Genomic DNA, 23,815 nt, shown 5'->3' on the forward strand with positions numbered 1-23,815 from the left:
TTAGCGGCTGCAAATGTACAACCTTTTTCCTTTCCTAAACAAACTTTTTATCTGGTTTTTATTAAGTTTTTTTGAAGTGAAATATACAGCGCTGAAAACGTGTAACTTATAATACATACTTCTATTTGAATTCTAACATTTAAATTTTTAAAGACTCATAAAACAATCCTTTTTTTTATTTCTTCTAAAAAATAAAAGCAATCCTACATATTTTAAACTCCTGTTAAAGGAATAAAATTTTACAAATACTTAATTCTATCACATCAATTTGGCTTTTAACTAATGACTCTCTTAAATACAAATCAATAAATGGACTACCTATTAAATTTGGGTCTATTTTTTTAGACTACTATTTTATTAACTCCTTTTAATTTTAGTTCCATCTCTAAAGGAACTAGATATTAGAGTATCTACCTTTGTTGTGACCAGATTTCAATTATGGTCCTAATAATTTTAGGACCTCAACAGTGTAATTTTTAATTTTTAAATTGCTACGAGTTGTTGCTGTAGGTTTTCTTCAAAAAGCATTGATTTTTTTAAGTTTTTAAAAGTTGGTTTTCCATTGTTGTTGCTCATAGTTTTGTACGGCTTTATTGAGCACTGCACGTGTATCGTTTATGCATATAAACGGAATTACATTTCCTTTTAAATAATAGTTGAAAATCGACCGGTTTTAAGAGATAGGCATAACTAATACAGGGATTCCCGGGCTTCTTTTGAAGGCGTTGTAATTACAAAACAATTAGGGCAAGGCTGATCTAGCGGCTTGCCACTGTTCAAGCCTTTGTTTAAAATAAAAAAATGCGGTGCGTTGTAGGTTTACCTTTTCTATGAGTTTTAATTTCATAAGTTGGTATTCTTGTACATTTAAAATTAAATGCCTTTGCGCCATCTGGCTCTTTTGCTAAAAGTGTCCAGTGAATACTTTCTTTACGCTCAGTCCTGCTTCTGTGGGTTTTGATTTCATACGTTAACATTGTTCTCCAATTAAAATTATACGCTTCGCGTATATAATTTTCGGAAGAGAAAGAAAAAAGAAAGCACGTATTTTGGTGGCGAGGGCTCTGCTGTCAAGGTTTTTGAGAAAAATACGACCTGTGGTTTTGTATACATTGGAAGCGAACTGAAAGTAAGGTGGATACTTTTTTCAAAACCCATAGTGACCTTGAAAGAATTTTAGCGGCTGGAGATGGGAGTTACCAATTTTTGCTATCTTTTTTGTTTTTATTATTAACTATAAACAACCTTTTATGGAAAATCCTTTTGAAATTATCATTAAAAAACTAACTGTTATTGAAAAACGACTTACATCAATTGAGCACAAATTAGGAACTAAATATAATGATGATGACTATAAAGAAGTTATGAATTTAAAGCAGTTATGTGGCTATTTAGAACTTTCAAAAAGTCATATTTATAAACTAACAAGTACACGAGAAATTCCACATTATAAAAGTGGTGGTAAAAAATTGTATTTTAATAAATATGAAATTGATAAATGGGTATTAAAAAATAAGGTTGATACCAATGATGAAATTAATACAATGGCTGCTAATTATATAATGAATAGTAAGTTTAAATTTAAGAAATAGCGAAGCAACGGCGAAGCTAACTGCGATTTGAACGAAGGGTGCTGGGGCACGTGCAACAACTACGTGTTACAAGCAAAGGGTGGCAGTGTTTTTTACTACTTTTTTTGTTCAGATAGTATGTGTAGGTAATGGCAAGGGCAAGGAATGGATTGGTTTTAAGTAGCTTTTATTCATTTTTTACTCATCCTTTATCTATTTTTTATTGGAAATCATGATGTGCTTCGCAGTTGCTTGTCCAAAAAATGAACCAAAAAAAGATACTTTTTAGTAGGAATTTCTGCTGTGCAGAACCGTCCTTAAAACTTCGCTTCACTGCATTCCTGATTTCGAAGCTTTTAAGCGCATATTCTTAATAAAAAGATTAAAACAACGAGAAAAACGTGAAGTTTTAAGGGGGTTTGGTTAACCCCTCCGCCTTTAGCACCTCCCCTTAAAAGGTTAGGAGTTGTAATTTAATTTATTTACTTAGACACCCTTGTAATTATATTTTATGGAACAAAATGGAGCGTATTGTGAACACCTTATTACCTGCACGGATGTTTCTGGCTTGTCGTATTGTTTCATATGGAAACGGATTAAAAAGAGGGTAAATGCAAAAAGTAAATACTACCTTTTTCGGTGGTTTTTACCGTGCGGAATTGGAAACTTTATGGAATACAAAGTGTTAACAGAATGCAGTACTACTGAGGTTTGAAGGCTTTTCATTATCTAATAAATAAAATTACTAGCCATTTTTATACCCTTTTTTCTAAACAAATATCAACTTAAATATATTTAAAACTAGTGAATCTAATTACTTATATAATACTAATTTAAAATTCATTTTTCAAAACAACTTCTCCTTTACCAAATCATTTAAAAACATTACTTTTTACCAAAAATTTTCTTTTCCATTTCTTCTACAATGACTTAATTTAATATATCAAATGAAACTAATCTAATATGATAACAAGAAGAAAAGTAGATTCCTAAATACTTATAAAATCATCATTAGAAGTAAAAAATCATTTAAAGACAATCTGTATTCTGTTTGAACAAAACCTGCATCTATATATTTAGGTTATCAATTACTTATCATTTTATACTCATTTAATTCAAGCACTTTTAATGCATATCGTTTACCCAATTCTCTTACACCTTCAGAATTAAAATGAATATTATCTTCTCTCGCCTTACAACCACTTGAAGATATTACGTGAGCTGTAGAAACTACTTCTGGAAGTCTGTTTATAATTAGATTCATTTTAGCACATTTCCCCCCTTGATCTTCCCCCACTAACTCACCTGCTAAAAGTGGAACTTCTGTAGCTTTTAGTGAAAGATCTTTTAGTATATTGTTGTAAACCTTCTTTACATATAAAGGCCAATTTTCATCTTCATTATTGGTCTCACCTTGATGTAATATTACTCCTTTAATAACTCCATCTTTTTGAGCTTGCTTTGCTAGATCTATCAATCGATGATAAGGATTTCCGCCATACCCTTTAATTTTATTCAGAAACCATTCTTCAGGGTAAGAAGCCGTATAGTCTTGGTAATTTTCTTTATCAAATAAGCGGATATCACATCCGCCAATAGCTACATTAATTACACCTACTTTTATACTGTCAGGTAATTTTTCAATCATAGTTTTTCCAAAATAATCTGCAGGAGAAAGACCAGCATAGCATTGACTTAAAGGCGGAATAGCAGGATGCCATTCTCCCTTTCTTTTTTCAAGATTTGAGCAATCCATAGATTGCATCATTACAAAACGTTCATTAGCTATTTTATCTTGATCTTCAATTTTAGCGGAACCTTCCATATTTGATTGACCAAAACATAAATAAATATGGAAATTTTTGTCTTGTGAAAACATATTTATTGTAACAAAAAGAAATAGTGATAATGCTATTTTTTTAATTTTATTTTTCAGCATTATTTAATTTTATTTATCTTTTTTCTTAAATCTAATAGCGGCTCCACCTCCTTCAGCTAAGTTAATTTGTAACGTATCTGAGGCTGTTACTTCTTTTGTCGAAATTACAACTTCGGAAGCATTTTTATTCCAGGTAATTCCCTTAGCATCTGCATAAATTTGAGCTTCATAAATTGCGTTTGAGTCGAGGAATGATAACTCAATATCAAATAAACGACTTTTTTCATTGGTTAAACTTCCTAGGTACCAATCATCACTAAATCTATCTTTACGAACGGTAGTTATGTATTCTCCAATTTCAGCATTTAATACTTTGGTATCTTCCCAATCTACGGGAACATCATGTAAAAATTTAAAAGCAGGATTGCTATCATAATTTTCTGGCAAATCTGCTAACATTTGAATTGGAGAATAAAGTACAACATATAATGCTAGTTGTTTTGCAGCCGTAGTATGCACATCTCTTCCTTCAAAACCTTGATTAATTTCAACATCCAACACTCCAGGTGTAAAATCCATAGGACCTGCAAGCATTCTTGTAAAAGGGATTGTTGCTGTATGACTTGGCGGATTACCATCGCTCCAAGCATTGTATTCTTGTCCGCGGGCACCTTCACGAGCCATCATATTTGGGTAGGTTCTGCGTTCACCGGTATCTTTTATTGGTTCGTGAAAGTTTACAGTTAATTGATATTCTAATGCTTTTTCTAAAACAAAACGATAATAATTAACTCCAAATTGTCCGTGATGCCATTCCTTCATATTTAAACGAGAGCCAACCTGACCTATTTTTACATCATGAATACCAACATCTTTATACAGTTGCATTCCCGCATCAATTTGATCTAAATAATTAATAATGTTTGAACCTGTTTCGTGGTATCCAATAATATTTACTTCATTTTTTTTTGCATAATCCGTTACTTTTTTTAGGTCGAAATTATCTGCCTCTTGGGTAAAGCTAAACTTATGCATGGCATTTTCATACCAAGCAGTAGTCCAGCCTTTATTCCACCCTTCAATAAGTAAATGATCTATGCCTAACTTTTTACAATAATCAATATACTTAAAGGCGTTTTTTGTTGTTGCACCTTGTGTTTCACTTTCCCAAAAAGTATATTTTCCAATATGCATTCCCCACCAAATACCTAAATATTTACTTGGTTTTATCCAACTAGTGTCTTCAATTTTATTAGGATCATTTAAGTTTAAAATTAAATATGAAGTAATTAATTCTCCAGGGGTTTCTGCGATTTGTAGTGTTCTCCAAGGAGTTTTAAAAGTTCCATTGGTTTTTACTCTATCTCCATCGGCCCAAGGCACTAAATCTACTTTCAACTCAGTTCCTTTCGTTTTTCCCAAAGTCATACTTGCAAAATCTTTTAAGTTTGCTTCGTGAAAACTTAATGATAATCCGCTGTTACTTTTGATAGTTAACGGTGTATGAACGGTATCTAAATCACTTACAAGGGATTTGGTAGTTAAATATTCATATCGATTATCTTGATAAGCGCCAATCCACCAAGCATCTCCATCGGCACTTAAATTAAACGATGTCAACTCATCCATAATAACAAGATGATCAATACCCTGTTGCGGAAATATATAGCGCAACGCAATTCCGTCATCAAAAGCTCTAAATTGAATTTCTATTTTTCTTTTATTAGCAGTTTTTTCTTGAAGTGTAACTGATAATTGATTGTAATTATTTTGAATGAATTGTTTTTCGCCCCAGACCTGTTCCCAAGTTTTATCAAAAGTACTTTCTTCAATAGTTAGCACTTCAAAGTTTTCACATAGAGAATCATTGTTTTTAAATACAAACCCTAAATTAGAGTTATTTAACACATTTATATCACCGTGTTTAACACTATAAGTAGGATTTCCGTTTGTTAATTCAAATGTAATTTCATTATTAGCTTTTGGTGAGCTTACTTTGTGTGTGCTATTTTTTTCTTCTTGAGAACAAGAAATACATATTATTATTAGTAAAATTATGCTTAACGGTTTTATCATTTTTTTAAAAATTTAAAGCAAATTACACAAAATAATACTTGTAAATATTTATATGTAACTATGTTTACTGATTTGTATGTTTAAATTTAATATTACTTATTCATTTAAAATGATACTATTTCGGCATTCTCCTATACATTTTCTTAGAATAAATCATTTAATTTTAAAATTAAACAATTTATCTCAAAAGATACTTTTATTATAAATAATAAAGGAATTTTAAGTATTTAATTCGCATAGGTTTTAATCCTTTATGAATTCGTTTTAAAACAAGATAAAAGAGGGTGAATTCAATAAAATGTTTTTACCCTCCCATTTTAAAGACTATTGCAACAAATGTACTATCAATTACCGTTTTCGTTTCAGTAAAATAATAGCTATTCAGCTAATTTTACATCATAGTTTTTATTCAGATACATTAAAACTTTTTATAATAAATAACCACCATAAACCAGTAGCATGGTACATACAGCTAAAACCTTTTCACTATTAATTTTAATTACACTTTGTATTAGTTGCAATACAGAGAAAAAAGAAAAGTAAGCAATTAAAGAAACAACTTCACTGAAAGAGAATTTTAAAAATAAATTTCTTATTGGTGCTGCTATAAACGATAACATTATTTTAGAAACAGATACGCTTGCTGTAAACGTTCTTAAAAGTGATTTTAACACCATTACACCTGAAAATATTATGAAATGGATGTATATCCGCAGCCTGATACATTTTATTTTGATATGACTGATAAATATGTGGCTTTTGGAGAAAAGAACAATATGAATATTGTTGGTCACACCTTGGTATGGCATTCTCAAATTGCACCTTTTATGAATGAGGTTAAGGATAGTGCAGTTATGGCGAAACATATAGAAAACCAAATAAACACTATTGTTGGTAGATATAAAGGACGAATTCACACTTGGGATGTGGTTAACGAAGCTTTAAATGAAGATGGAACATTCAGAGAATCTAATTTGTTCAAAGTAATGGGCGAAAATTATATTGAGCAGGCTTTTAAGTTAGCTGCCAAAGCAGATCCAGAAGTAAAATTAGTGTATAACGTAGGTTGTTTTGTGGTGCTAAGTGCAGTAGTAATTGCATTAGTGATGTTTTACCGCATCTACGAGTAGATAGGAGTCACTTAACCAAAATTTTTAACAGACTCCTATTTGGACTCTTTTTTTTTAGTTTTTTTAGTTTTTAATGGTTTTCAGGGAGAATACTGAGTATTAAAAAACCCTATAAACATAGGGTTTATGGGGTTTTGTTGTTTTTCAGTCTCTTTTGACTTTGTTTTCGCAGAGAGGAAGGGATTCGAACCCTCGCTGACTTCCCTTTATATATAAGGACTTCCCTACTCTATTTTATTTTTGTTGACCGATTTGTTGACCTAACCATTGATATCAATTAATTAGATTTGACTTTCAATCTTAACTCAAAGATACGATTTTCAATGTATTAAATAAGTACAATTAAGGTTAAATTCTATGACACTTTTCTCAAATACTCATTCACAATTTCCAGGTTAATACCAGAATACTCTGCAAATTCTTCTGAAGTAATAAACTGGTATGGTTCTTTTCCAAAATGAATTTTAATTCTATTTAAAAGTTTTCTTCCATAGCGTTCACTTCTGCCAGTGATGCATTGAATGTCTTTTGGGTATATACAAGCTCTTACTATTTTCATTTTAATGCATTATCCATACTTTATCCCACCAGTACCTATTGATTGTCCATATACCACAAATTGGTTAAAAAGGATGTTTTCGGAATGGATGGATTGTTGTTTTTGATTTCTTATATAAAGATAGTTTCATTTGTTGAGAATTAAAAATTTTATAACATTATGGCCAAACAAACTGGTATTATTAGATTGAAAGGAACTATTGGAGGTATTTCCTTTTACAAAACTGCAGATGGACACCTTGCCCGTGAAAAAGGTGGTGTAGATGCATCAAGAATTAAAAATGATCCTGCGTTTCAAAGAATACGAGAAAATGGTGCTGAATTCGGTGCTGCTGGAAAAGGTGGTAAAGTATTGCGTAACGCAATTCGGCTTCTTTTACAAAATGCAAAAGACAAAAGAGTGGTTAGTAGATTGACTACTGATTTGTTGAAAATTGTAAAAACTGACACAACAAATGCTCGTGGTGCTAGAACAATTGAAGATGGAAATATTGAACTTTTGGAAGGTTTTGAATTTAACGCTAACGGGAAATTAGGTGCGACTTTATTTGTTGCAACTGTGAATGCATTTGATAGAGTTACTGGAGACGCCACAGTAAGTGTTGCTCCTTTTGCACCAACTGTTAGAATTGCTGCTCCTGCAGGAACTACTCATTTTAAAATGGTAATGGGAGCTGCTGAGGTTGACTTCATCAATGAAACTTCTGTTTTTGAAAGTGATGAAACTGCTGTATTACCTTATGACAATGCTTTAACTGCTCAAATTGATTTGAGCGCTGTTGTAACTGCTAATTCTACGAAACCTGTTGCTCAGGTTTTAGGAATTGAGTTTTATCAAGAGGTGAATGGGCAAATGTATTCATTGAAAAATGGATCTTACAATGCCTTGTCTATTGTTGATATAGACACTGTTTAATGCATTTACTATTACACAGAACTTATTTTAAAGAGGGCACCAATGGTGCTCTCTTTTATAAAGGACACTTTTTAGGTTTTGTTATTGAATTGCCTTGGCTGGATAACAAAAGAATTATTTCTTGTATTCCTGAAGGCGTATACACTTTGAAACCACGGTTTTCAGAAAAGTTTAAACATCATTTACAAGTTGAAAATGTTCCTAACAGAAATTTGATTTTAATTCATCCTGCCAATGATGCAAAACTTGAATTGGAAGGTTGCCTCGCTCCAGTTACGAACTTAATTGGCATTGGAAAAGGATTGTATTCCAGACCATTATTTCAAAAAATAATTGCCCTATGCTATCAGGCATTCGACAGAAAAGAAACCATCACATTAACCATTAAATCTTAATTATGAACTTAACTCAACGCTATACAAAAAAGACCCCTAGATTTTTTAGAACACTAAGAAATATTGGTATTGCTTTAGCTACTGCAGGAGGTGTTATTATTGCAGCTCCAATTTCTTTACCGGCTATTGTAATATCTATTGCCACTTATTTAACAGTTGCGGGAACTGTGGCTACGGCTGTAAGCCAAGCAGTCGTTTCTGACACTAAAAATGATACAGTATCTAAAAAGAATGGCAACAAATAATTTTCAACTGAAATCTGGTGTGTTTGGGGGCACACTTTTATCTACGGTATTCAATATTAGCTTGCACGATATTTTATTTACTATTGTAATGGCTTTTATTGGGGCGGTGGTTAGTTTCTTTGTATCGTTTATGCTTCGGAAATTATTTTCAGATAAAAATTAAAGTTTTAAAAGCACCTGATGGGTGCTTTTTTTCATAAACACATTCACAAAAAATTATGAACAGTAAAGAAATATTGTATAGTAAAGGTAAGAATGATAAGTGTTACACTCCTGCGTATGGAGTTACTCCCATTTTAAAATACATTCCAAAAAATGCCATTGTTTGGTGTCCGTTTGATACCTCAGCAAGTGAATTTGTAAAGCAAATTAGCCAACAAAACAAAGTAGTGTTTAGCCATATTGAAACTGGACAAGATTTTTTTGATTATGAACCTAAACAGTGGGATGTTCTTATAAGTAATCCACCTTTTTCTAACAAACGTAAATACTTTGAAAGGGCTTTGTCGTTTAATAAACCTTTTGCACTGATTATGACAAATACCTGGTTAAATGATGCAGCTCCAAAACAACTTTTTAAACACAAAGAATTGCAACTCTTACTATTTGATAAACGTATGAAGTTTCTTAATAAAGGAATTATTGAACATAAAATTACGTTTAGTAGTAGTTATTATTGCTGGAATTTTTTACCTCAGCAACTAATTATTGAGGAGCTAATAGAATGATTTAATGCAAGAAAATTTGGGGATTTGAAAACGCAATTTTCCTATATTTAATTTTTTTAGTTTTTAGCAAACTCAATTAGTGGGTTTATAACTCCATTGTCAGCTTCTCTTAACGCAGCAATGTAGCTTTTTCTTGTTTCGTCTGCTTTTACCATATTTGACTTGTACCAAGAAAATATTTCTTTCCCAAAAACAGATTCCATAATAATGTCAGCCATCATTCTTGAATGCCTTCCATTTCCATTGGGAAAGCAATGAATTGCTACAATTCTGTGTTTAAATCTAATTGCAATTTCTTCAGGCAAATATGTTTTATTTTCTATCCAATACTTGGTGTCATCAATGAGATTTTTTAACTCTATTCCTATTTGAGTCCAATTTATTCCAATGTTTTTATTAGATCTTCTAAACTCACCTGCCCATTTCCAAACATCACCATACATTTTCTGATGTACATCTTTAATAAATTTTTCAGACATTATTTTTTCAGGTTTCAAATTAGCGTGAATAGTCCATTCTACTGCTTTTTCAATATTTAACTGTTCAAACTCATCTAGTTCCTTTTGTGTTGTTATTGATTTTATTTTTAGCCCTTCTTTTTCGTCTTCATCTAAAGGCGTTTGCCCATCAGTATATTTTAGATTTAATCCCATAATGACTTTCTCATTTCTCTTTTTATTTCATCAGCCAAGTCTATAATTGAATCATTAATTTTCTTATCTCCGATTCCTTGGTCTTCTAATTTCATATTTTGATTGGTCCTCAACACAATTTTTCTGGCCAATTTTTCAGACTTTGAGTTAATTAAGTTATCAATGGTTCCGTCTTTAGGAACGAATCCATACACAAATTTTAAATCCAATACCTCTGCAATATCTTTTAATGAATTAAGAGATATTGTGCCTTTCGCTTCGCTTTCCTCTATACTTTTCACACCTTGTCTAGTGATATTAAGCTTGGCTCCTAGTTGTGCCATAGTCATATTAAGTGCCATACGAATGGTGTTTATCCATCCTTTGTCTGGGACCAGAACCATTTCTGTTTTTTGAAAATGCTTTAGTTTTTGGTCCAATTGTTCAATTAATAGTTTCTTTTTGTTTCTCATTATTTGTAATGATTAAAGTTTACAAATTAATTATAATGTAATCTTATATGTTTACAAATATACAAAAAAGTTAACACGTAGGTTTACAAACTATATAAAATTAACTTATTTTGACAAATTCAGTATTTAAGAAAATCACAAAAAACTTAATTAAGGAATTACTATTTTAATTTTTAATAGAAAAACTTAAATAGCGAAGTGTCTTTATTAAGATTTTTAATTTAGAATAACTATAGAATTAATGATAACAAATCAGAATATCTAAATTACACCTATTTGCTAATTGAATCATATTGTTGGTTCCTTTACTTTTTCCATTCCAAAAGGCAATAAGGGCATCGGCATAATTTGCCATTTGCTGGTTTCGTATTGGTCCAGCTGCTTTTCCGTATTTATTCCAGTCTGCAGGGAATCGGGTTATTTTATAACCTCTCTCTTTTGCGTATTGCTCGCCAAGTTTATCTGCTCCTCTGCATGTACCACTTACAATATCAATATTGTTTTGATCCCGGAGGAATTTGTCACAGGTTTCTTTTAATTTTTGGCAATCGGTAAAGGATCTGGATCCTGCTATTATTATTTTCATTTTCTTTTAGTTTTAAATGATGAGATCCCCCAGTCGAGCTGAGGGTGACATTTTGAGATTCCTGCCTTCGCAGGAATGACAAGAGAGTTTAAGACTTCAACAAAGCAATTTTTAATTTTGAAATTGCTACTAGTTGTTGCTGTAGACTTTCTTCAAAAGCATTAATTTTTTTAAGCTTTTCAACCTTGGTCTTCCACTGTTGTTGCTCATAGTTATGGAGTGCTTTATTGAGTACTTTTTTAGCATCTGAAATACAGATAAATGGAATGACACTTCCTTTTAAATAGTATGCGAAATACTTGCCGATTTTAAGAGATAAGCATAAATAATACAGCGATTCCCGGGTTTCCTCCAAAGGTGTTGTAATGACAAAACAATTTGGGCAAGGCTTCTCCAGTGGCTTACCACTGTTTAATCCTTTATTTAGAATAAAAAAGTGCGGTGTATTATAGGTTCTTCCGCTTCGGTGGGTTTTGATTTCATAAGTTGGCATAGCTACGCATTTAAAAATTTACGCTTCGCGCATATAAATTTTTAAACAAAAAGAAAAAAGAAAGCACCCGTGTTGGTTGTGTGGCAAAGGCTGTCAAGGTTTTTGTAAAAAATACAACCGGTGTTTTTTATAAAAATTTGAAACGAGCTGTAAATGAGGTGGAGATTTTTTTCAAAACCCGAAGGGCTTGACCTTGAAAGGCTACGTGCGGCTGGAGAAGGGAGCAACCGATTTTTGCGACCTTTTTTATTTTTTAAACCTCGATTATTCTTTGAAATGATTATAAGAATGTTCATTTCAGCAGGTAATGGTAAGCCTAATGCGGTAGCATTAACGCGAGCCGCCGCGAGTAGGAACAAGGGTGTTGGGGCAAAAGTACGTTGAGGTTCGAATAAGTACGTGCAACAACTACGTGGTACACGCAAGGGTGGCGGTGTTTTTGATGCTGCTGGAAAGGCAAGGGCAATTTATGGAGTGGTTTAATTGTACTTATTCATTTTTTACTTGTCTAAAAAACGAATCAAAAAAGGACACTTTTTAGCAGGAATTTCTGCTTTGCAGAACCACCCTTAAAACTTCGCGTCACTGTGTTCCAAGTCTCGAAGCTTTTAAGGATCTATTCTTTCTAAAAAGATTTTACAAAACAAAAAGTGAAGTTTTAAAAATAGCAGTGTTCTTTTTTTGTGAGTTGAGGTTTTTAGTATATTTCTACCTTTTGGAGTACAATGTTAACGGAATACATTGCTCTTGTGCGCGTTTGCAATATGTTTTAATTGCGAGTGTTAAGGAGTAATTAAATTATATGCAAAATGGAGGTCTTCAAAAACTGTGACACCCTTTTTTTAGCCCGAAGTGACCAAGCAGGCGAGCCAAATTGTGTAATAGCGGTTTGCCCCTAATAGTAATGAATTCATACTTTATTGGGTTTTAGGGGCAAAAGATAGCTATGCGTGAGGAATACGTGGAATGTGTGCAATAAAGTAAATAAATTGTGCTAAATGAGGACTTTGGACGATTAGTGCAATTTATGGTAAGTACAAGGGATTTATCTACTATAATTTAGGTTAAATGAAAAGATTACTTCACTACGTACGTAATGACGTTTATTTACTTAAATGCCTTTGTAATTGTATTTTATGGAACAAAATGGAGAGTGTGACGAACACCATATTACCCGCACGAAAGTTTGTGGTTTGTTCTAAAGTTTGTTTTGGAAATGGATTTAAAAAGCGCAAAGGCTAAAAGTAAGTGCCACATTTTTTGTGGCTTTTACTGCGCGGAATTGGAAGCTTTATGGAATGGAGTGCTAACGAAATGGAGTAGTGCTGGAGATAAGGACATAAAACAGTTCACATCCGAATATTTTTACAAAATGAAAGATAAATAATTATAGATTTTTAAACATTTTTAATTCTTACGGGGCAGTTGCTTTATATATGATTCCTGATGAAGGAGAGGAAATATAATACTCACTTCCGGCTGCTAAAAAAGCAGATTCTCCTTTGGCAAGATTCAATACTGTATCGCCTTCTACAATTGTGGCTGTACCTTCAATTACAATCATAATTTGAGCCGTTTTTGCTTTCGTTTTATACTTACTTGATACCGTTAATTCAATTTGACTCAATTCAAAATCTGGAGCAGAAGTGGAATATATTCGCTCAACACCATCCTCTTGTAGTGCTCCAGGCATAATCTCTGGTATTGTTTGCTCAAAAGTCACATGCTTTAATAACTCAGGTACATCAACATGTTTTGGTGTTAAACCTCCTCGTAATACATTATCAGAGTTTGCCATCAGCTCCATGTTTTGACCCTCCAAATATGCATGAGGAACTCCAGCGTCTTGAAATACAGCTTCTCCTTTATTCACCTTAACAATATTGAAAAAATAGATAGAATAAATTCCTTTGTCAATAGTTGTTTTATCAATTGCCAAATCCACTGCTTTAGCTGCCCAATAATCTGGACTTGATTTATCTAATTCCCCTCGCAAATATAAAGGCATAATACGGTTCACTAATGGCGTTAACATTTGATTACTTTCTTCATTAGACTGTTCCATGACCTTTTTATAAAGACTATAATATCCTTCTTCTTCAAAAACGGAAAGCAAACCAATAAATTCCGGCGTATTATTAAGTATTTGACTTAATATATTCTTTGACAAAAACCCGTGCAACAACCAAAACTCACTAAGAGCAACCATAATTTCAGGCTTATGGTTATCGTCTTTATAATTTCTATTTGAAGCATTCAAAGGTATCCCCAGTCCATTTTCATATTTAAAGCCTTTTTCAGCTTCAAATTTAGATGGATGTACTTGAATAGACAGCATGTCTTGTACATCTAACACCTTAAATAAAAAAGGTAATCTTCCAAATTTACTAGCGATATCAACTCCCAAATTCTTAGATAGATTAGAATTTAAATAGACATTTAATTCCTTATCTCCATTTAAAGTTCTTATAACTGAAGGAGCGTTCACATGCGCTCCTAGCCAATATTCTGCATATTTTTTACTGCTTTCTTTAATACCTAACAGCTTAGGAATATATTTTGTACCACCCCAAACGTAATGTTGAACAGTTCCTTTTAGTGAAAATAATTTAGTCATTTCTTTTAGTGTGATTATCGAATTTAATTAAAAAGAGAAATCTCATATGTATAAATACATCCCACATCTCTCTTTTTGATTTTAATTTGAGGTTTAAATTAACTTACTCATCAAGCTTATTAATAGCAAAAGCGTATGCTCCCAATCCAATTATATTACTGGTGCTATTTTTTGAAATTCCAACTCCAGTTCTTAAAAATGGGTCATAAGCTATCTTCTTATTGGTCCCTGGAATTTCTAATTCTTTTTGTTGCCCTTCCAATAATCTACTTTTACTTATTGCATCTTCTAAATTAAACACCCTAGGAACAAGTCTATGCAAGGAATTACCATCATGTAGTTTAAAATTTGATTCCATTTGCTCAAACATGGCTGGAGCAAAAAGATCATAAGCACCTGAAACTCCACCACCAAGAATAACAATTCCATCAAAAAGGGTAATAATTATTGAAAGTGCCTCACCCAATGCGGTTCCAAAATCATTGTATGTAGCTATTGCGGCCTGTTTATCTCCTTCTAATTTACCTATGGCAATGTCATGAATTTCTTGAGGCATACCAACATCACTTAACGGTATATTGGTTTTTTTAGCAAAACTTCTTCTTATTCCCTCTCTACTAATGTGTTCTTCAGCATGGTAATCTGGACTCAAAACATCTCTTAATAACCAAGCTTCACCTCCATTTGAGTTGTCACCTGTAATCAACTGATTATTAGCAACCAACCCAACTCCAAATCCTGTTCCAAGTGTAACACCAATTAGGTTTTTAAATCGTTTCGAGCTATTTACTTCTTCAAGATTTTTGTTGATTTCAGGTAAAAAACCGAATAGCGCTTCGCCATAAGCAAATAAATTACCATCATTATTAATAAAAACTGGGATCTCGAAATGATGTTCTAACATTGGACCTAGTGCAACACCACCTCTAAACGCTGGAAGGTTTGGCAAGTCTCCAATGATACCATTTGGATAATCCGCAGGTCCAGGGAAAGCAAAACTTATTGCCACCGGAGCTTCCTTTAATTCTTTTTTTACTATTTCAAAACCAGAAATAATTGTCTCGAGGCATTTATTTAAATCTTCCGAATTGGGATATAGCCTAATTGGAGTGATAATTTGTTTATTCCCTTGAATTGCAGAGAAAACAAAGTTTGTTCCTCCCGCATCCAATGTCATTACAATCCTTTGATCTTTATCTATAGAATATTCCATAATGCTATTATTTTTTTGAGTTTACAAAAGAAATTAAGAACAAGTAAACCATACAAATTACAAGTACCAATAAACTTATTAGAAATCCAAAACTTTCACTTATTGCTCCCATAATAGGTGGAATAAAAGCACCCCCAGAAACAGCCATAATCATCAATCCAGATATTTCATTTGAACGATCTGGCATTTTATCTATAGTTATTGAAAATATTAGAGGAAATAAATTTCCAGAACCAAAACCAACTAAGAAAATAGCAATTAATCCAATCGTTGGATTAGGGGCTACAAACAACAAAATTACACTCAACAAAGCAATAGCTGTAGTAATGATTAAAAATAAACGAGGCTTAACAAAGTTTAGTAATACAGCGCCAAGAAAACGACTTATCATTAAAGCAATAAAGTACACACTTATTCCAAGAGATGCTTTTTCAATATCCCATCCAAATCCGTTCATCATATAATTTTGAATGTTTGAATTCATACCTACATCAGCACCAACTGTTAAGAAAATCCCAACAACCATCATTAAAATAAAAGGGTTTTTAAGTAATGAAAAACAAGATTTAAATGTCGCAGGTTCTTTTTCTACACCACTTTCTTCAATCTTTGTGAAATACAACCATAAAACTGCAATTAATGAAGTAACAGCGTATACGGCAAATACCAATTTCCAATTTCCGAATTGAGTTGCAACAAATGCAGCAATAATTGGTCCTAGTAATGAAACAATTGCCTTTACAAACTGCGTTAAACTCATAAAACTAGAAAACTTTTCACGAGGAGAAACATCCTGTAGCAAAGGATTTGCTGATACCTGAACAATGGTATTACCTATTCCTAAAAAAACAAAAGCAGCTAACATTATTGGAAAAGAATACCCAATAAACGGAATTAACATTCCCACTCCAGACAATGCCATACCTAAAACCAGCATATTCTTTTTACCCCATTTATCTTGAAAAATACCTACTGGAACAGATAAAAAGAAAAACCAAATAAATGCCATTGAAGGTATCAATTGAGCAAGGTTATCAGGCAAGTCGAAATCTTTTTGAATATAGCCTGTCGATACACCTACTATATCTACAAATCCCATTACTATAAAAGACATGAATACTGGAAGTAACTTATTCCATTTAATTTTTGAAGTCATCATTTTTAATTATTTAATTTATATTTGATTAGAAGTTATTTAATGACTCAAATATATTTGCGAGGTGTTAATTAAAAAATAATATATACTTAATTAAGGATTAAAATTCAACTTAATCCTATTAATTAGGGTTCTTTTACTGATTTAACTATATTTTTTTTATTTTTCAAGGCTTAATGAATAAGGAGCATTAACTGGTTGATTACCCCAATTTTTATTTGGGTAACTTCCTAGCTCAAAAATAATTTCCCCTCCATTTTGGATCGTTTCATACTGAAGAAAGTTATTGTTATATTTTTCACCGTTTAATCTGATTGATTGTATATAAAAATTCTTGTTTGAGTTATTTTCAGAGGATATTGTAAATACATTTCCGTTTTCTAGTTGTAATGTTGCTTTTTTGAATAATGGACTACCAATTACGTATTGATTTACTCCTGGAGTTACTGGGTAAAAACCTAATGCACTAAAAACATACCAAGCAGAAGTTTGTCCATTATCTTCATCTCCACAATACCCATCTGGAGTGGCAGAATATAAATTCATTAAAACTTCTCGAATCAATTTTTGTGTTTTATAAGGTACACCTGCATAATTATACAAATAAATCATGTGCTGAATTGGTTGGTTTCCATGAGCATAATTACCCATATTTACAATCTGCATTTCACGTATTTCATGAATGGTTGTTCCGTAATAAGAATCATCAAAATCTGGTGGCATTGTAAATACATTGTCTAGTTGTTCCATAAACTTTTCATTTCCTCCCATTAAATCAATCAATCCGTTCACATCATGAAAAACTGACCATGTATAATGCAAACTATTTCCTTCTGTAAACGCATCTCCCCACTTCAATGGATTAAAAGGCGCTTGAAAAGAACCATCTTCATTTTTACCCCTCATTAAATTGGTAGATGGATCGAAAACATTTTTATAGTTCAACGATTTCTTAAAATATTTATCAGCAATTTCTGCTTTACCCAATTTTTCTGCCATTTTTGCAATGGTAAAATCAGCATAAGCATACTCCAATGTTCTTGCAGCATTTTCATTAATACTAACATCATAAGGTACATACCCCAATTTATTATAATAATTTAAACCTTCTCTTCCTACCGATTTAAAAGGTCTGCCCTCTTCTACAGTTGCATTTTTCAATATTGCTTCAAAAAGAACATCAGTATCTTTATGAACATTTCCCTTTAAAAAAGCATCTACAATTATTGGGGCTGAATTAGATCCAATCATACAATCTCTATGTCCAGGACTTGCCCATTCTGGTAACCATCCAGATTCTTTGTAAGTATTTGCCAATCCTTCCATGATTTTTCCATTCAGATCTGGATACATCATATTGAAAAATGGAAAAACAGCTCTAAAAGTATCCCAAAAACCATTGTCTGTAAACATATAACCAGGCAGCACCTTTCCGCTATACGGACTATAATGGATGACTTCATTTTTTTCATTGAACTCATAAAATTTTCTTGGAAAAAGGAGTACTCTATACAAACAAGAATAGAAGGTCCTAATATTATCTGTATTGTTGTCTTCAATAACAATTCTGCTTAATTCTGTTTCCCAAGCACTTTTAGCTTTTTCTTTAGTAGTTTCAAATGAATCTTGTCCTATTTCTCGAGATAAATTTAATTCAGCCTGTTCTGAGCTAATAAATGATGATGCCACTTTTGCGTGTACTACTTCACCCTTTTTTGTTTTGAAACCAATGATAGCTCCAACATGTTCACCTTCGCTATTCTTCGAATTTTCTTGTAACTCCCAATTGTCAGCCCAAGTATGCGTAAGTTCAAAGTCTTTATCAAATTCAACAACAAAATGATTATAAAAATTCTCTGGAACACCCCCATTATTATTCCGACAATAACCGATAATTTTTCTTTTCTCTGGAATAATTTTAACCATAGATCCTTTAAAAAAACCATCAACCATAATATATGATTTATCAGAATCTGGGAATGTAAATTTAAAGTGTGCAGCACGCTCTGTGGGAGCTACTTCAGCTACAACATCATAATCTGCCAAATAAACTTTATAGTGATAAGGTTTTACAGTTTCAGCTTTATGTGAAAACCATGAGGCTCGTTCTTCTTCATTGTATTTTAATTCACCTGTTACAGCCATTAATGAAAACGCAGCATAATCATTAATCCAAGGACTAGGTTGGTGCGTTTGTTTAATCCCCCTAATTTTATTCTCGTTGTAATTGTAAGTCCATCCGTTACCCATTTCAGCTGTCATAGGTGTCCAAAAATTCATTCCCCAAGGTGTTGCGATAGCTGGGTACGTATTCCCATTTGACAAACTATGCTTAGAATCGGTTCCCATCAAAGGGTTTACATAATCTACAAGGTCAAGCTGTTTATTCTCTTCTACATTCTTTTCGATTTTATCAGTTGTGCATGAGAAAAACATTACTACTAGTACTAAACTGATTACACTTTTATTTTTTATTTGGATATTCATTTGAAGGTCTTAATCTTGTAGTTTAATAAAGAGCACTTGATTTGTTCCATGTTGTGGAAATGCTAATATCTGTAATTCTTCTGAAAAATCCGGGTCCGTTGGGTGGTTAAGCCCTATAATAAAGTCTATCGCACTTCCTTTTTTTGAGTTCACTTTCAATAACTTACCAGAAGCCCAATCTGTAATATAATAATAATTTCCTGCTTTTGTAATACCTTCTAAATTTCCAACTTCTTTTGCCAATGCCGTTATTTTTTTTGTTTTTAAATTTATATTTAAAATATCTCCTAGTTTAGATGTTTCAAATGTTCCAGCCTTACTTAAAACACCCCAAGAAGCAACTATTAAACTACCTTGATCTATGTACAGACCATCAGGAGCTTCTAATCTATCTGTCTTTAACCAAACCTTGACTTCTTTGCTATTTGCTACTATCTTATAAATTTTATTTCCAAAAAAATCGGAAATATATAAATCTCCATTTTCAGCTCTCACAATATCATTCAAAAATTCTCCATCAGGAATTTCAATGAATGTTTCAATTTTTTGATTGGCAATATCAATCTGATACACTCCATCTCTATCTACTACGTATAAATAATCATCTGTAATAGTCATTCCTGAAGGTGCATGCATACCCTCTTCTTTCCCAATCCAAAATGGTGCAATAAAATTTCCTTTTTGGTCTATTCTTGAAATCCAACCATTACTGTCCTTTTCTAATGAAATTCCTCCTCCTAAATTAGAAACAAACCAAGTTTTAGAAGATGCGTGCCATACAACCTGATCTGGTGCATCGTATTTATAATTATCATATTGTGCTTGAATTGATAAAATATTTAACAAAAAAACAAACAAAAAAACCACTTTAAAATTCATATTAATAATTTAAATAATTAGATTTTATTACTCCCCATTCTTCCAATGATTCGGGAAGGTATTGTTCAGGTTCTTTTTCAAAACCAAAATTTATATAACCAACTGGCTTCTTATAATTAATTGTTTTAAGTGCTTTAAAAAAAGGAGCATAATCAAAGTCACCATCTTCTAAGGGCATAATCGTACTATTGTCCATACTACGTCGGCTTGTTGTATCCATTTTTTTTGATGCGCCCGCAATTGTAACGAAACTTAAATAATCTTTTACATTGATCACTACTTCATCTAATCTATTTCCATTTCCCGCTTTTAGTTCATGACAGGTATGAAGTGCCAATTTTAAATTAGGATGATTAATTTTTTCAACCATTGGTAAGGATTGTTCGGCTGAATAGAAATAACACCAGCTATGCGGATAAAGTGTTACTGGCACCTTTTTGGATGCCGAATAGTTCACCACATTTCTCAAAATATTTTCAACCTGTTCATCATTTATTCCAACTTCTTTCTTTCCAAAAATAAACCAAAGAGCTATATTTTTATCTGTGATACTATCAACCACTTTCTTCCATCTATTCCTATCTTGTTCTGAATCATTAAAATTATATCGTACAAAAACTGAATAAATTTTAAAATCAGAAGTGTTGTCAGCAAGTTGAATAAACTCATTAAGTTGTGCTATATGTTCCTCTTTTGCCATTCGTAAAGAAATGCCATCATATCCAATGCTCTTTAGTGTATTTATTTGTGCCTGTGGAGTTAAATTTTCAAGTCCCCCAAAATTGTAAACAAAAAAAGGATTGGTAAGTTCATTTTTTTTTATATTTTTTTGGCAACTATTTACACCAATAGCTATTAAAAAAACAAGCGCTAAGATTAATTTATTCATTTCACTCAATTTTTATTGTTTCTAGTTATTAAATATTTTGTTGTATAAATTTTCATGCTTGTCAATACAACCCGAAAATTGGATGATTGCATTCATATTTTCTAATGAAATTGGAGATTCACTTTTATAATTACGCATACGACTTCCCCAAATAGAAACTGTCAATTTTTCACTTCCTTTAACCAATAAGAAATCCCAAGACATTTGTTCTGAAACCGGTGTTAATGCGTTATTCCCACCCGAAAAAGCTTCAACATTACTCAATGAAGTATGCCCCTGTCCTTCTATAATAATAGGGTGTATATTTTCTACCGTCTCTCCTGTATTTGCAATAATTGAACCTTGTGATATTTGCCAATTTCTGTTTTTGGTATTGCTTCCACGTTTTAAAATACCAACTGCTACACAGTCAAAATTAAAATTTGTTAATTGCCCATATGATTGATTATCTAATAGAATCCCTCCATAGGTGCCGAAAGTAAATAAATCCATTATTTGAGCATTGTCGGTATTATTAATTGTATAAGCAAATGTTTTTTTTGCAATTACCGCATCAACTACAGCTTTACTATATTGCCCACCTATGAACCTTTGCGCTGCAGGATTCACATGGCAATGTAGAATACGTGGCACATCATAAACATAATTCATTCTAATAAATTCACCACTCAAAGGGTATCCATAACAATGTTCAAATGTCATCAATTCACAAGGGAAATTTTTACTTGCGTTAAAATCAAAAGCTAAATATTCTCCATAAAATGTGAGACATGATAAATAAACACCTTGCGTCTTACTTGTTTTAGATACTTGAATAGTTGCCTTATACTCGATAATTTCAAAAGGGTTTTTTATTGTTTGTTCAGCATACCAAAATTGAATTCCCTTTAGTTGAGTAGCCGATTCCACCGTCATAAAAACACTTTTTGTATCGGTAATTTTAAACACACTTCCAACTGGCTGTTTTTTAGATTGATGAAATGTTCCTCGATGCGTTGGACCGTTAACACCAATTAATGAAACATTTTTTCTTAAAATAAGCCCTCCATTTATATGATAAGGCTCTTCCGAAGGTTCTACCCACAAAGCTGCTCCACTAATTGATGCCCAATTTATGGCTTTTTGAAGGTTTGTTTTATTCAAGATGGGACTGTTCTCTGGCTTTACACCAAATTCCTGAATACTTTTCATTCCTTGTGAGAATGAAAAATGAACACTTAAAATAGTTAATACTAAAAACAACTTTCTCATGATTTAATATTTTGTTAATTTAATAATTATGTTAAATAAGGTCTCTTTCTTTAACTCCGTTATAATGATCTGAATTGTTCTTTTTCAACCATTCTAATAGGCTACTCCGTAATTCTTCTACTTTTTCCTTGTAATCTGCACTATCTGGGTTTTGGCCTATTAGATTGTTTATCTCATGTGGATCTGTGTTTAAATCATATAATGCATTAATCACTGTTGATTCCTTCGTATATGGCATCATGAGTTTCCAACCATCCTTTACAATCATATAATTAGGAGCAACTGGTCCTCGGTAGTCCCATTCTGTAACCACATACTCTCCATGTCTTGTTTTTTTTCCCTCTATTAATTTTCTTAAACTTGTTCCATCTGACGAATGCTCTTTAATGTTTAAATAATCTAAAATAGTTGGAAACAAATCTATGTTGGATATATAACCATCAACAACTGTTTTCTTTTTTATTACTTCAGGCAAGTGAATCATTAATGGAATATGAGAAGATTCTTCATAAAACACATTCTTTTCTCTAAGACCGTGTGCTCCTAACATTTCACCGTGATCACTTGTAAAAATAATTAAGGTATCATCTGTTAAGCCATTTTTATCAAGAGTATTCAAAATTTTCCCAACCCAATCATCAATCTCTTTTATAATTCCGTAGTAATTGGAAATCATATATTTTATTTTTTCAGGATCCGAATATTCTGGCATTCCCATTCTACCATTGGCAGTTTTATACGGTGAGTTATTCATATCATCATTTATACTCTCAGGCGCTACCATATCTTTAGCTGGATACATCCCGTAATATGGCGCAGTAGGAGTCATTGGTGCATGAGGCATATGTATAGACAACGTAATACTAAAAGTAGTGTCCTTTAACCTCTCAATCGCAGCTATGGTTTCTTTGGCTTGATAAGCCGTAAAACTATGTTCTGCTGGAATCATTAACTCCCCATGTAAATTTGGCTGGGATCTTCTTTTATTTGGGTCTTTTTTTACTATATCATACGATTGTCCATAGTAACTATCCAATGGATCTGGTTTATAAGGTCTTTTTACAAAAGTGTCATAGAATTCTCCTTCTTTTAACTCCTGCTTAGGAAATTGTTCATTAATATAGTCCATATATACATGGTTTTGCCCACCATGTTCAAAGATAGATTTACCATTTTTCGCATTCCTTTTTGGGTTTTTATAAATTTCAGAATGTGAAGTCATTGAATGCCATTTTCCATAGTACTCACAATGATATCCGTTTTCCGTTAGAACCTCATCAAATGTTGGGCTTGTCATTACCGGTTCTTCATCATAAAAATAGGTTTTGGCATTTGTATTCACCCCTGTATTTTCCACAGTCATACCTGTAAGTATAGCTGATCTTGCAGGGCCACAAACGGCCATTGGCGTGTAAGCATTCTTAAAATAAGCACCATCGGTGGCTAGTTTATCTAAATTAGGTGTTTTTAAAACGGAATTTCCGGCAATACTCAAAGCTTTACTCTGCTGCTGGTCAGTTATAATAAACAACAGATTTTTCTTTTTTTTATGCTGTGCATTAATTGTTTGACCTATCAACATACAACTTACTATGATAACCAATACTTTTAAGTTCTTATTCATTTGATTCTGTTTATTAC

25 protein-coding genes and 1 pseudogene are annotated in these 23,815 nt (G+C 32.3%); 7 read left to right on the top strand and 19 right to left on the bottom strand.

Translation table 11 applies throughout. The features are described 5' to 3' along the window. Positions 1-544 precede the first annotated feature (544 nt). Genes CHB67_RS17455 through CHB67_RS05090 form a run of 3 tightly spaced genes read right to left on the bottom strand, consistent with a single transcriptional unit; the run spans position 545 to position 977 of the window. Positions 545-664, bottom strand: coding sequence for a DUF6943 family protein (locus CHB67_RS17455; RefSeq protein ID WP_394335356.1), 120 nt, complete (start codon positions 662-664; stop codon positions 545-547). Positions 665-690: 26 nt separating this feature from the next. Then, the gene (locus CHB67_RS17460; RefSeq protein WP_394335353.1) at positions 691-780 is read right to left on the bottom strand and encodes a DUF6943 family protein; all 90 of its coding nucleotides are present in this window, start codon (positions 778-780) and stop codon (positions 691-693) included. A gap of 8 nt (positions 781-788) precedes the next feature. Next, positions 789-977 carry a hypothetical protein gene (locus CHB67_RS05090; protein ID WP_089380688.1) on the bottom strand — a complete coding sequence of 63 codons (189 nt, stop codon included), beginning with the start codon at positions 975-977 and terminating at the stop codon, positions 789-791. A 273-nt stretch (positions 978-1,250) separates the two neighbouring features. On the opposite strand from CHB67_RS05090, the gene CHB67_RS05095 reads away from it, so the two are divergent. Further along, positions 1,251-1,592: a helix-turn-helix transcriptional regulator gene (locus tag CHB67_RS05095; protein WP_089380689.1), complete on the top strand. Its 342-nt coding sequence runs from the start codon at positions 1,251-1,253 to the stop codon at positions 1,590-1,592. 1,063 nt (positions 1,593-2,655) lie between these two features. On the opposite strand, the gene CHB67_RS05100 is transcribed toward CHB67_RS05095, so the two are convergent. From CHB67_RS05100 to CHB67_RS17305, 3 genes are all read right to left on the bottom strand, one after another. Beyond that, positions 2,656-3,510 (bottom strand): sialate O-acetylesterase, encoded by an 855-nt coding sequence (locus CHB67_RS05100; RefSeq protein WP_089380690.1) that lies wholly within the window; start codon positions 3,508-3,510, stop codon positions 2,656-2,658. 9 nt (positions 3,511-3,519) lie between these two features. After that, the gene (locus CHB67_RS05105) at positions 3,520-5,526 is read right to left on the bottom strand and encodes a glycoside hydrolase family 97 protein (RefSeq protein WP_089380691.1); all 2,007 of its coding nucleotides are present in this window, start codon (positions 5,524-5,526) and stop codon (positions 3,520-3,522) included. 428 nt (positions 5,527-5,954) lie between these two features. After that, entirely contained in the window at positions 5,955-6,146 is a 192-nt protein-coding gene (locus CHB67_RS17305; protein WP_217900254.1) for a hypothetical protein, read from the bottom strand. 1 nt (position 6,147) lies between these two features. On the opposite strand from CHB67_RS17305, the pseudogene CHB67_RS05115 reads away from it, so the two are divergent. Next, positions 6,148-6,656, top strand: a pseudogene (locus CHB67_RS05115) (endo-1,4-beta-xylanase). Positions 6,657-7,011: 355 nt separating this feature from the next. Here CHB67_RS05115 and CHB67_RS05120 read toward each other — a convergent pair. Next, positions 7,012-7,215 (bottom strand): hypothetical protein, encoded by a 204-nt coding sequence (locus CHB67_RS05120; RefSeq protein ID WP_089380693.1) that lies wholly within the window; start codon positions 7,213-7,215, stop codon positions 7,012-7,014. A 159-nt stretch (positions 7,216-7,374) separates the two neighbouring features. Here CHB67_RS05120 and CHB67_RS05125 point away from each other — a divergent pair, with 159 nt between their 5' ends. The 5 genes from CHB67_RS05125 to CHB67_RS05140 are packed head-to-tail and all read left to right on the top strand — an operon-like array spanning position 7,375 to position 9,498. Next, a complete protein-coding gene (locus CHB67_RS05125; RefSeq protein WP_089380694.1) occupies positions 7,375-8,130 on the top strand; it encodes a hypothetical protein in 756 nt (251 codons plus the stop codon). Next, positions 8,130-8,525 carry a DUF5675 family protein gene (locus CHB67_RS05130; protein ID WP_089380695.1) on the top strand — a complete coding sequence of 132 codons (396 nt, stop codon included), beginning with the start codon at positions 8,130-8,132 and terminating at the stop codon, positions 8,523-8,525. Before CHB67_RS05125 ends, CHB67_RS05130 begins: the two co-directional genes overlap by 1 nt. Positions 8,526-8,527: 2 nt before the next feature. Further along, positions 8,528-8,770, top strand: coding sequence for a hypothetical protein (locus CHB67_RS05135; RefSeq protein ID WP_089380696.1), 243 nt, complete (start codon positions 8,528-8,530; stop codon positions 8,768-8,770). Next, on the top strand, positions 8,757-8,933 hold the full coding sequence (locus CHB67_RS17170; RefSeq protein WP_176461221.1) for a hypothetical protein: 177 nt from the start codon (positions 8,757-8,759) through the stop codon (positions 8,931-8,933). The genes CHB67_RS05135 and CHB67_RS17170 overlap by 14 nt, the downstream gene beginning before the upstream one ends. 55 nt (positions 8,934-8,988) lie before the next feature. Beyond that, a complete protein-coding gene (locus CHB67_RS05140; RefSeq protein ID WP_176461222.1) occupies positions 8,989-9,498 on the top strand; it encodes a tRNA (adenine-N(6)-)-methyltransferase in 510 nt (169 codons plus the stop codon). Positions 9,499-9,554: 56 nt separating this feature from the next. Here CHB67_RS05140 and CHB67_RS05145 read toward each other — a convergent pair whose 3' ends face one another. The 12 genes from CHB67_RS05145 to CHB67_RS05205 form a co-directional block, all read right to left on the bottom strand. After that, positions 9,555-10,151 (bottom strand): mobile mystery protein B, encoded by a 597-nt coding sequence (locus CHB67_RS05145; RefSeq protein WP_089380698.1) that lies wholly within the window; start codon positions 10,149-10,151, stop codon positions 9,555-9,557. Next, positions 10,142-10,603 carry a mobile mystery protein A gene (locus CHB67_RS05150; RefSeq protein WP_089380699.1) on the bottom strand — a complete coding sequence of 154 codons (462 nt, stop codon included), beginning with the start codon at positions 10,601-10,603 and terminating at the stop codon, positions 10,142-10,144. The genes CHB67_RS05145 and CHB67_RS05150 overlap by 10 nt, the downstream gene beginning before the upstream one ends. Positions 10,604-10,841: 238 nt before the next feature. Next, on the bottom strand, positions 10,842-11,189 hold the full coding sequence (locus CHB67_RS05155) for a DUF2493 domain-containing protein (RefSeq protein WP_089380700.1): 348 nt from the start codon (positions 11,187-11,189) through the stop codon (positions 10,842-10,844). A gap of 88 nt (positions 11,190-11,277) precedes the next feature. Beyond that, the gene (locus CHB67_RS05160) at positions 11,278-11,682 is read right to left on the bottom strand and encodes a DUF6943 family protein (protein ID WP_089380701.1); all 405 of its coding nucleotides are present in this window, start codon (positions 11,680-11,682) and stop codon (positions 11,278-11,280) included. A gap of 1,414 nt (positions 11,683-13,096) precedes the next feature. Then, positions 13,097-14,299 (bottom strand): mannose-6-phosphate isomerase, class I, encoded by a 1,203-nt coding sequence (gene manA / locus CHB67_RS05170; RefSeq protein WP_089380703.1) that lies wholly within the window; start codon positions 14,297-14,299, stop codon positions 13,097-13,099. Between the two features lie 103 nt (positions 14,300-14,402). Then, a complete protein-coding gene (locus tag CHB67_RS05175; RefSeq protein ID WP_089380704.1) occupies positions 14,403-15,512 on the bottom strand; it encodes an ROK family protein in 1,110 nt (369 codons plus the stop codon). A gap of 7 nt (positions 15,513-15,519) precedes the next feature. Continuing rightward, positions 15,520-16,671, bottom strand: a complete 1,152-nt coding sequence (locus CHB67_RS05180; RefSeq protein ID WP_089380705.1) for an MFS transporter — start codon at positions 16,669-16,671, stop codon at positions 15,520-15,522. A gap of 156 nt (positions 16,672-16,827) precedes the next feature. After that, positions 16,828-19,155 carry a GH92 family glycosyl hydrolase gene (locus tag CHB67_RS05185; protein WP_089380706.1) on the bottom strand — a complete coding sequence of 776 codons (2,328 nt, stop codon included), beginning with the start codon at positions 19,153-19,155 and terminating at the stop codon, positions 16,828-16,830. A 9-nt stretch (positions 19,156-19,164) separates the two neighbouring features. After that, positions 19,165-20,034 (bottom strand): NHL repeat-containing protein, encoded by an 870-nt coding sequence (locus CHB67_RS05190; RefSeq protein WP_089380707.1) that lies wholly within the window; start codon positions 20,032-20,034, stop codon positions 19,165-19,167. A 1-nt stretch (position 20,035) separates the two neighbouring features. Continuing rightward, positions 20,036-20,923: a sugar phosphate isomerase/epimerase family protein gene (locus CHB67_RS05195; RefSeq protein ID WP_089380708.1), complete on the bottom strand. Its 888-nt coding sequence runs from the start codon at positions 20,921-20,923 to the stop codon at positions 20,036-20,038. Positions 20,924-20,944: 21 nt separating this feature from the next. Then, positions 20,945-22,174, bottom strand: a complete 1,230-nt coding sequence (locus CHB67_RS05200) for a hypothetical protein (RefSeq protein WP_089380709.1) — start codon at positions 22,172-22,174, stop codon at positions 20,945-20,947. A 31-nt stretch (positions 22,175-22,205) separates the two neighbouring features. Beyond that, positions 22,206-23,798: a sulfatase-like hydrolase/transferase gene (locus tag CHB67_RS05205; protein WP_089380710.1), complete on the bottom strand. Its 1,593-nt coding sequence runs from the start codon at positions 23,796-23,798 to the stop codon at positions 22,206-22,208. Positions 23,799-23,815: the final 17 nt, after the last annotated feature.

Source organism: Lutibacter agarilyticus (assembly GCF_900188235.1).
GTDB lineage: Bacteria > Bacteroidota > Bacteroidia > Flavobacteriales > Flavobacteriaceae > Lutibacter > Lutibacter agarilyticus.

Coding starts and splice junctions, on each gene's coding strand:
- CHB67_RS05120 (WP_089380693.1), bottom strand. CDS start 7,215: ATGAAAATAGTAAGAGCTTGTATATACCCAAAAGACATTCAATGCATC.
- CHB67_RS05205 (WP_089380710.1), bottom strand. CDS start 23,798: ATGAATAAGAACTTAAAAGTATTGGTTATCATAGTAAGTTGTATGTTG.
- CHB67_RS05155 (WP_089380700.1), bottom strand. CDS start 11,189: ATGAAAATAATAATAGCAGGATCCAGATCCTTTACCGATTGCCAAAAA.
- CHB67_RS05125 (WP_089380694.1), top strand. CDS start 7,375: ATGGCCAAACAAACTGGTATTATTAGATTGAAAGGAACTATTGGAGGT.
- CHB67_RS05160 (WP_089380701.1), bottom strand. CDS start 11,682: ATGCCAACTTATGAAATCAAAACCCACCGAAGCGGAAGAACCTATAAT.
- CHB67_RS05150 (WP_089380699.1), bottom strand. CDS start 10,603: ATGAGAAACAAAAAGAAACTATTAATTGAACAATTGGACCAAAAACTA.
- CHB67_RS05175 (WP_089380704.1), bottom strand. CDS start 15,512: ATGGAATATTCTATAGATAAAGATCAAAGGATTGTAATGACATTGGAT.
- CHB67_RS05195 (WP_089380708.1), bottom strand. CDS start 20,923: ATGAATAAATTAATCTTAGCGCTTGTTTTTTTAATAGCTATTGGTGTA.
- CHB67_RS05145 (WP_089380698.1), bottom strand. CDS start 10,151: ATGGGATTAAATCTAAAATATACTGATGGGCAAACGCCTTTAGATGAA.
- CHB67_RS05090 (WP_089380688.1), bottom strand. CDS start 977: ATGTTAACGTATGAAATCAAAACCCACAGAAGCAGGACTGAGCGTAAA.
- CHB67_RS05200 (WP_089380709.1), bottom strand. CDS start 22,174: ATGAGAAAGTTGTTTTTAGTATTAACTATTTTAAGTGTTCATTTTTCA.
- CHB67_RS05185 (WP_089380706.1), bottom strand. CDS start 19,155: ATGAATATCCAAATAAAAAATAAAAGTGTAATCAGTTTAGTACTAGTA.
- CHB67_RS17170 (WP_176461221.1), top strand. CDS start 8,757: ATGGCAACAAATAATTTTCAACTGAAATCTGGTGTGTTTGGGGGCACA.
- CHB67_RS05105 (WP_089380691.1), bottom strand. CDS start 5,526: ATGATAAAACCGTTAAGCATAATTTTACTAATAATAATATGTATTTCT.
- CHB67_RS05100 (WP_089380690.1), bottom strand. CDS start 3,510: ATGCTGAAAAATAAAATTAAAAAAATAGCATTATCACTATTTCTTTTT.
- CHB67_RS05190 (WP_089380707.1), bottom strand. CDS start 20,034: ATGAATTTTAAAGTGGTTTTTTTGTTTGTTTTTTTGTTAAATATTTTA.
- manA (WP_089380703.1), bottom strand. CDS start 14,299: ATGACTAAATTATTTTCACTAAAAGGAACTGTTCAACATTACGTTTGG.
- CHB67_RS05135 (WP_089380696.1), top strand. CDS start 8,528: ATGAACTTAACTCAACGCTATACAAAAAAGACCCCTAGATTTTTTAGA.
- CHB67_RS05140 (WP_176461222.1), top strand. CDS start 8,989: ATGAACAGTAAAGAAATATTGTATAGTAAAGGTAAGAATGATAAGTGT.
- CHB67_RS05095 (WP_089380689.1), top strand. CDS start 1,251: ATGGAAAATCCTTTTGAAATTATCATTAAAAAACTAACTGTTATTGAA.
- CHB67_RS05180 (WP_089380705.1), bottom strand. CDS start 16,671: ATGATGACTTCAAAAATTAAATGGAATAAGTTACTTCCAGTATTCATG.
- CHB67_RS05130 (WP_089380695.1), top strand. CDS start 8,130: ATGCATTTACTATTACACAGAACTTATTTTAAAGAGGGCACCAATGGT.
- CHB67_RS17305 (WP_217900254.1), bottom strand. CDS start 6,146: ATGTTATCGTTTATAGCAGCACCAATAAGAAATTTATTTTTAAAATTC.